The following is a 7,585-nucleotide window of genomic DNA, read 5'->3' on the forward strand; positions in this document are numbered from 1 at the left end:
GCGGCGCGGAGTGGTCGTCCGAGCCGCCAGGCGAGGACGGCCGCGGAGCGCCGCGCCCGGACGGAGCGAACCAGAAATACAGCGAAGCCGGCCTCCCTTGGCGGGAGACCGGCTTCGCGGTGTGCCTGACCGGTTAGAGGTACTGGCCGGTGTTGGCGATGGTGTCGATGGAGCGGCCGGCTTCGGTGCCCTTGGTGCCGGTGACGAGCGTGCGGATGTAGACGATCCGCTCGCCCTTCTTGCCCGAGATGCGGGCCCAGTCGTCCGGGTTGGTCGTGTTCGGGAGGTCCTCGTTCTCCTTGAACTCGTCCAGGCAGGCCTGCATGAGGTGCTGCATCCGGATTCCCTTGGCGCCGCCCTCGATGAACTCCTTGACGGCCATCTTCTTGGCCCGGGCCACGATGTTCTCGATCATGGCCCCGGAGTTGAAGTCCTTGAAGTACAGGACTTCCTTGTCGCCGTTGGCGTAGGTGACCTCGAGGAAGCGGTTGTCCTCGCTCTCGGAGTACATCCGCTCGACGGTGCGCTGGATCATCGCCTGGACGGTGGCCTCGCGGTTCTGGCCGTTCTCCGCGAGGTCGTCCGGGTGCAGCGGGAGCTCGGCGAGGACGTACTTGGCGAAGATGTCCTTCGCCGCCTCGGCGTCGGGCCGCTCGACCTTGATCTTCACGTCGAGCCTGCCGGGTCGCAGGATCGCCGGGTCGATCATGTCCTCGCGGTTGGAGGCGCCGATGACGATGACGTTCTCCAGGAGCTCCACACCGTCGATCTCGGCGAGCAGCTGCGGGACGATCGTGTTCTCGACGTCGGAGGACACGCCCGAACCGCGGGTGCGGAAGATCGAGTCCATCTCGTCGAAGAACACGATGACCGGCATGCCCTCGGACGCCTTCTCGCGCGCCCGCTGGAAGACCAGCCTGATCTGCCGCTCGGTCTCGCCGACGTACTTGTTGAGCAGCTCGGGGCCCTTGATGTTGAGGAAGAACGCCCGCCCGGAGCCGCCGCCCTGCAACGCCTCGACCTTCTTGGCGAGGGAGTTGGCGACGGCCTTGGCGATGAGCGTCTTGCCGCAGCCGGGCGGGCCGTAGAGCAGCACGCCCTTCGGGGGCTTGAGCTGGTGCTCGACGAAGAGGTCCTTGTGCAGGAACGGCAGCTCGACGGCGTCCCTGATCATTTCGATCTGGCCCTTGAGGCCGCCGATCTGCTCGTACCCGATGTCGGGGACCTCTTCGAGGACGAGCTCCTCGACCTCGGACTTGGGGATCCGCTCGAACGCGTAGCCGGACCGCGGCTCGATGAGCAGCGAGTCGCCTGCGCGCACCGGCCCGTCGAGCAGCGGCTGGGCCAGCATGACCACGCGCTCCTCGTCGGTGTGCCCGATGACGAGGGCCCGGTCTCCGCTCTCGAGAACCTCCTTGAGCAGCACGATCTCGCCGTGCCGTTCGTAGGCGCGTATCTCGACCACGTTGAGGGCCTCGTTGAGCATGACCTCCTGGCCTGGCCGCAGTCCGTCGACGTCGACGTTCGGCGACACGGTCACCCGGAGCTTTCGGCCCTGGGTGAACACGTCGACCGTGCCGTCGTCGTACGGGTGCAGGAAGATCCCGTACCCGCTCGGCGGCTGGGCCAGCCGGTCGACCTCCTCCTTGAGCGTGACGATCTGGTCACGCGCCTCGCGGAGGGTGGCTACCAGCTTCTCGTTGTGCGCCGAGGCGCTCGCCAGGTCGGACTGGAGCTCCGCCAGACGTTCCTCGAGTACCCGAACCTGTCGGGGCGACTCGGACAGCCGCCGTCGCAACATGGCCACTTCCTCCTCGAGGAAGGCGACCTGGGTCGTGAGTTCGTGGACTTCTTTCTGGTACGCCGACGTTCGTGCCGTTTCGGCGTCTCCAGGACGACCCGAGCTCTCATCGGAGCCAGAGCCCGAAAGGGGACCGGACACCGCGCCTCCACCTCCCCCGTGCTGACCGGGACGCACCCAACACTACCGTTGTGACCGCTGCTTTCAGGCAAGGTCCGCAAGGACGGCCCGGCTTGGCCGTAAACAGCGGGTTACGGTGCCATGGTGACAGACGATCGGAGCGGCGTGGCAACTCCAGCGAACTCCAGTGTTTCGGGTGGACTCCGGGTCCGGGTCGACCAGGCCGCGTGTACCGGTGACGGTCTGTGCGTGACGCGGGCGCCGTCCGTGTTCGAGCACGACATCGACGGCCTGGCATATGTGAAGACCGACACGGGTGAGCTGCTGACGCAGCCCGGCGCCAGGGTGATCGTGCCGCTGCCGCTGCTGGACGCGGTGATCGACGCGGCCGACGAGTGCCCCGGTGACTGCATCTACGTCGAGCGCCCCGACGGCACGCTGGAGGCCGGCCCCGGGTCGTGACCCGGGGGTCCGGCGGCCCCGGGCCGCGGCCGGCCGCCCCGGGCCGCTGGGCCCGGGCAGGGGACGTCCGCGTGTCGGGGTGGCCGGCATGAGTCTCTACTCTGCCGTGGCAGGTGTTCCGCCGCCATCCGAGTCGGCGGCGGCCTGGATGACCGACGGACCGTCCACGGCCACGGTGTCGAGCGGTTCGGCGCCGGTGGGTCGCGGCGCGGCGGTCGGCGCGTCCACGGCGTCCGTGGCGGGCTCGCCGGAGGCCTCGGTCTCGGGGCTGGCGGCGTCGGCGCTGGGGGCTTCGGGCTCGCCGTGGGCGCCCTTGGCGGGACGCCGCCGCCGCGGCGGCGCGGTGACGCCGTCGGCGAGCCTGCGGGCGGTGACCAGGAAGCCGGTGTGGCCGACCATCCGGTGCTCAGGGCGGACCGCGAGCCCGTCGAGGTGCCAGTCGCGCAGCATCGTCTCGAAGGCGTGCGGCTCCGCGAACGCGCCGTGCTCGCGCAGCGCCTCGCAGGTGCGTGACAGCTGGGTCGCGGTGGCGACGTAGGCGCACAGCACGCCGCCGGCGACGAGCGCCGCCGCGGCCGTTGGCAGCACCTCCCACGGGGCGAGCATGTCGAGCACGACCCGGTCCATGTCGGTCTCGCCCGACTCGGCGAGGTCGCCGACGTGCAGCCGGTGGGCGGGGTGCGGGCCGCCGAAGAAGGTCTCGATGTTGCGCTGGGCGACGGCGGCGAAGTCGTCCCGCCGTTCGTAGGAGACCAGCAGGCCGCGCTCGCCGACGGCGCGCAGCAGCGAGCAGGCGAGCGCCCCGGAGCCGACCCCCGCCTCCAGCACCCGGGCGCCGGGGAAGATGTCGGCATAGCCGACGATCATCGCCGCGTCCTTGGGATAGACGACGGCGGCGCCGCGCGGCATCGCCAGCACGAAGTCGGCGAGCAGCGGCCGCAGCGCGAGGTACGGGGTCTTCCCGGTGGAGCTGACGACGATGCCCTCGGGCTGGCCGAGGAGCTCGTCGTGGGCGACCGCGCCGCGGTGGGTGTGGAACTGCTTGCCCGGCTCCAGCACGACGGTGTGCTTGCGGCCCTTGGGGTCGGTGAGCTGTACCCGGTCCCCCTTGGTGAACGGCCCCCGCCGTCGCGCCGCCTCCCCCGTCGCGGGCGGGATGGCCGGCTCGGCCGCCCCCTCCGGGTGCTCGTCGAGGGCGCAGTCGATCTCGTCGGGGGTCACGCTTTCCGGGGTCCTTCCAGGCAGGTGGGAGTCCCGGTGGCCACCGGCCGGTCCGGGCGAAGGGCGAACGGCGCGACAGTTCGGGCGTTCGCCGTCTCGGCAGGTTACCGGCTCACGACGCGCCGCCGTCGCCGCGGACCGGCCAGTGAGCGGACGAGCCGCGGCGACGCCGCGCCACCGCCAGGCCGGGCGGCCGTCGGGCGAGGGCCGTGCCCGGGACGCGAGTACCCCGCTACTTGCGGGCCATCCGCGTCGCCGCGGCGCGGTTGAGGCGCGCGACGAGGTCGACCAGCACCAGCACCCCGACGGGACGGCCGTCCTGGACGACGAGGTACTCGGGGGCCTGGTGGCGCCGGACGTGCTCGAGCAGCTCCTCGCCTGCGAGGTCCGCGTCGAGGATCATCGTGGGCTCGATGGTCCGGCTGACGTCGGCGATCCCGACCCAGGGCCGGCGGTGCTCGGGCAGCGCGTCGACGGACGCGCCGTTCATGACCATCTGCGGGTTGCCGGTGGCGTCGACGACCGCGATGGCTGTCGCGCCGGCCTCCTGCGCGGCCCGCAGCGCCTCCGCGAGCGGCACGGAGCTCTCCACCGGCAGCGTCTTGCGGATCAGCCGGCCGGCGCGCAGCTCGGGCAGCTTCTCCCGCAGGTCGGCGGCGCGCAGCGACTGGTAGGCGCCGAAGCCGACGAACGCGGCCAGCGCCAGCATGTAGAGGTTGCTGAAGCTGTTGGCCGGCCGCAGGACCGTGTAGCCGACGATCGCGGCGGCGACGACGAAGCCGCCGTAGGCGCCGGCCCGCAGCCCGCGCACCCGGTTGCGGGTGACGCCCCAGACCGCGGCGACGACCACCCCGCCGCCGTCGAGCGGCAGGCCGGGCGCGAGGTTGAGGACGAACAGGCCGAAGTTGAGCAGGCCCAGGTAGAGCAGCACGGCGCCGAGGGAGGTGTGCGCCGAGACGCCCTGCAGCACGCCGAAGCACACGCCGGCGAGCAGCCCGTTGACGAGCGGCCCGGAGAACGACACGACGAACTGGCGGCTCGCGGTCTGTGGCTCCTTCTCGTGCTCGGTGAAGCCGGCGAAGCCGTGCACGGTGACCGAGCGGACCCGCAGGCCGAACCGGTCGGCTGTCACCGCGTGCCCGATCTCGTGCAGGATGATCGAGCCGACGTAGCCGACGGCGGTGATCACCGCCAGCAGCAGGATGTGCGAGTCGCTGGCGTCGGGCAGCTGGTTGCGCTGCCAGTTCTGGGCCAGCGAGGCGATCAGGATGCCGAAGACGAGGGCGAGCGGCGAGAGGTAGATCGGGACGCCGCGGACCCGCCCGATCCGCAGCCCCGGCGCGCGCGTCGCCGGTGTGTTCGGGCCCGATGGGTCCGACTGGTCAACCATGACCCCGATGCTACGGACAGTTTCGAACACAATCCCGCCGCTGCGACGGATCCTTAGCATCCACTCAGCCCCTGGAGGCCCGATTGTCGGACCTGGCCCCTAGGGTCCGTGACATGACGACCACAGCCACCGGCGCGATACCCCGGGCCGACGGTCCGCCGGCCGAGGGTCAGCCGGCGTCACCGGCCGAGGCCCGGGACGTGGCCTCGGCCGCCTCGCTCGCGGGCGAGCGTCCTGTGGGCGCGGGTCCCCTGGGCGAGGGTGCCGGCGGCGGGTCGGCCGCGCCCGGCGACGCGGCGGTGTCGGGCCAGCGGTTCGTCGGGTCGCTGTCGCCGTCCCGGGCGGCCGACTTCGTCAGCTGCCCGCTGAAGTACCGGTTCCGGGTGGTGGACCGGCTGCCGGAGCCGCCGAGCCCGGCGGCGACCCGGGGGACGATGGTGCACTCGGTGCTGGAGCGGCTGTTCGACCTGCCGCCGGCCGGCCGGACCCCGGAGGCCGCGGTGGAGCTGCTCCCGGCGGCGTGGGCGGACCTGCTGGCCCGCGAGCCGGAGCTGGCCGCGATGTTCCCCGACGGCGAGGCGCTGGAGGCGTGGCTGGCCTCGGCCCGGGAGCTGCTGGCCGGCTACTTCGCGCTGGAGGACCCGCGCCGGCTGGCCCCGGCGGCCCGGGAGCTCTACGTCGAGCATGTGCTCGGGTCGGGGCTGCGGCTGCGTGGCTATGTCGACCGGCTGGACGAGGCGACGACGCCGGACGGCCTGGCGCTGCGGGTCGTGGACTACAAGACGGGCCGGTCCCCCGGTCCGGCGTTCGAGGGGACCGCGCTGTTCCAGATGCGGTTCTACGCGCTGCTGCTGTGGCGGATCCGGGGCGTGGTGCCGCGGGAGCTGCGGCTGTACTACCTCGGGGACCGGACGTGGCTGCGGGTGACGCCCGACGAGTCCGACCTGCTGGCGACCGAGCGGCGGGTGCAGGCGCTGTGGGCGGCGATCGACCGGGCGCACCGCACCGGTGACTGGCGGGCCACCCCGAGCAAGCTGTGCGGCTGGTGCGACCACCAGTCGCGCTGCCCCGCGTTCGGCGGCACGCCCCCGCCGCTGCCGGTGGCCGTGGGCTCCGGCGGCCCGCTGGTCGACGACGCCGACCCGGCCGTCTGCGAGGCCGCGGGCTGACGGTGAGCGCCGCCAGCTCCTCATTTGATTGGGTCAGGCACGATACGTAGGTGTCGTGCGCCCTGGACCTGCTAGTCGGAACTGTCCGACGATCAGCACTGACTCACAGCTATCACCTTGCTGGGCGCTTCGCGATCGTCGGTGGCGTCGTGTCGACGCGTGCTGGATCATGCGGGTTGCCGCCTACGGGTCCGCGCGCCCAGGGCCGGGCGGGTGTGGGCCTTGTGGCGGAATCGGGCACGATGCGTAGATATGGCAACGTCTCGTCGCACCGGCGCCGGCCGCCGACGGTGACCGTCCAGGCGGCGACCGGCGGCGGCCGTGGCATCCGTAGGCCAACCAATCGGGAGAGCGGCGCGTCCGACAACCTGGCGGTTCTCGTGTCGGTGGGAAAGGAAGATCGATGAGCCCCTTGCGCGGACGGGCCGCCGACGACCGGGGCGGCGGTCGCTCTGGTCTGTCGGACCTCGCCGCGCGAGCGGAGCGGGTCACGAAGATGTACGGCGCCGGCGACACCGAGGTCGCGGCGCTGCGTGGCATCGACCTGGACTTCCCGCGCGGCCGGTTCACCGCGATCATGGGCCCGTCCGGGTCGGGCAAGTCGACGCTGATGCACTGCCTGGCCGGGCTGGACACGATCTCCGGCGGCCGGGTGCTGATCGGTGACGTGGACCTCTCGCGGCTGTCCGACCGGCAGCTCACCCAGCTGCGCCGCGACCGGATCGGCTTCATCTTCCAGCAGTACAACCTGCTGCCGACGCTGACCGCCGCGGAGAACATCACGCTGCCACTGGACATCGCCGGGCGGCGGCCGGACAAGAAGTGGATGAAGGTCGTCGTCGACGCGGTGGGCCTGGCGCCGCGGCTGAACCACCGGCCGACGGAGCTGTCGGGCGGCCAGCAGCAGCGGGTCGCGTGCGCGCGGGCGCTGATCACCCGGCCGGACATCATCTTCGGCGACGAGCCGACCGGCAACCTGGACAGCACGTCGGGCGCCGAGGTGCTGTCGTTCCTGCAGGACTCGGTCCGCGAGCTCGGCCAGACGGTGGTCATGGTGACCCATGACGCGAAGGCCGCCTCCTACGCCGACGAAGTGATCTTCCTCGCGGACGGCCGGATCGTCGACACGATGCTGCGCCCGACGGCGGACGCGGTGTTCGACCGGATGAAGAACCTCGACCGACCGGCGGGCCGAGGCGGCCGGCGGCCCACGACGCCGCCGCCGCGGGGCGCCGACCGGGACCCGGGCCGCGACCGCGGCGGCTGGGACGACCCCGACGGTGGCCGCCGGCGGGTGCCGACCGGGCCGGGTGGGCGGCGCGCGACGGCGCCGGGCGCGGCCCGGGTACCCACGGGCGGCCAGCCGGCGGGCCGGCGCGCCCCCGCCGCCGGGGCCCCGCGCGCTGAGAGACCGCTCCGCGG

General features: G+C 72.5%; 6 protein-coding genes. 3 read left to right on the plus strand and 3 right to left on the minus strand.

Annotation, left to right across the window (positions count from 1 at the left end; genetic code table 11):
* Positions 1–133 precede the first annotated feature (133 nt).
* The gene (gene arc / locus I6A60_RS40225; protein WP_203011650.1) at positions 134–1,942 is read right to left on the minus strand and encodes a proteasome ATPase; all 1,809 of its coding nucleotides are present in this window, start codon (positions 1,940–1,942) and stop codon (positions 134–136) included.
* 120 nt (positions 1,943–2,062) lie between these two features.
* On the opposite strand from arc, the gene I6A60_RS40230 reads away from it, so the two are divergent.
* Complete coding sequence (locus I6A60_RS40230) at positions 2,063–2,383, plus strand: ferredoxin (protein ID WP_013424880.1); 321 nt, start codon at positions 2,063–2,065, stop codon at positions 2,381–2,383.
* 96 nt (positions 2,384–2,479) lie between these two features.
* Here I6A60_RS40230 and I6A60_RS40235 read toward each other — a convergent pair whose 3' ends face one another.
* Together I6A60_RS40235 and I6A60_RS40240 are read right to left on the minus strand one after the other, a co-directional pair.
* Positions 2,480–3,604 carry a tRNA (adenine-N1)-methyltransferase gene (locus I6A60_RS40235; RefSeq protein ID WP_374113332.1) on the minus strand — a complete coding sequence of 375 codons (1,125 nt, stop codon included), beginning with the start codon at positions 3,602–3,604 and terminating at the stop codon, positions 2,480–2,482.
* A 232-nt stretch (positions 3,605–3,836) separates the two neighbouring features.
* Complete coding sequence (locus tag I6A60_RS40240) at positions 3,837–4,994, minus strand: site-2 protease family protein (RefSeq protein ID WP_238437240.1); 1,158 nt, start codon at positions 4,992–4,994, stop codon at positions 3,837–3,839.
* A gap of 113 nt (positions 4,995–5,107) precedes the next feature.
* Here I6A60_RS40240 and I6A60_RS40245 point away from each other — a divergent pair, with 113 nt between their 5' ends.
* Positions 5,108–6,163 (plus strand): PD-(D/E)XK nuclease family protein, encoded by a 1,056-nt coding sequence (locus tag I6A60_RS40245; RefSeq protein ID WP_203011643.1) that lies wholly within the window; start codon positions 5,108–5,110, stop codon positions 6,161–6,163.
* A 403-nt stretch (positions 6,164–6,566) separates the two neighbouring features.
* The coding region (locus I6A60_RS40250; RefSeq protein WP_238437241.1) for an ABC transporter ATP-binding protein at positions 6,567–7,585 on the plus strand (1,019 nt) is incomplete at its 3' end.

The organism is Frankia sp. AgB1.9 (assembly GCF_016786355.1).
Classification (GTDB): Bacteria; Actinomycetota; Actinomycetes; order Frankiales; family Frankiaceae; genus Pseudofrankia.

Bases quoted from the DNA above. Each gene is read 5' to 3' on its own strand.
- I6A60_RS40240 (WP_238437240.1), bottom strand. From the start codon at position 4,994: ATGGTTGACCAGTCGGACCCATCGGGCCCGAACACACCGGCGACGCGC.
- I6A60_RS40245 (WP_203011643.1), top strand. From the start codon at position 5,108: ATGACGACCACAGCCACCGGCGCGATACCCCGGGCCGACGGTCCGCCG.
- I6A60_RS40230 (WP_013424880.1), top strand. From the start codon at position 2,063: ATGGTGACAGACGATCGGAGCGGCGTGGCAACTCCAGCGAACTCCAGT.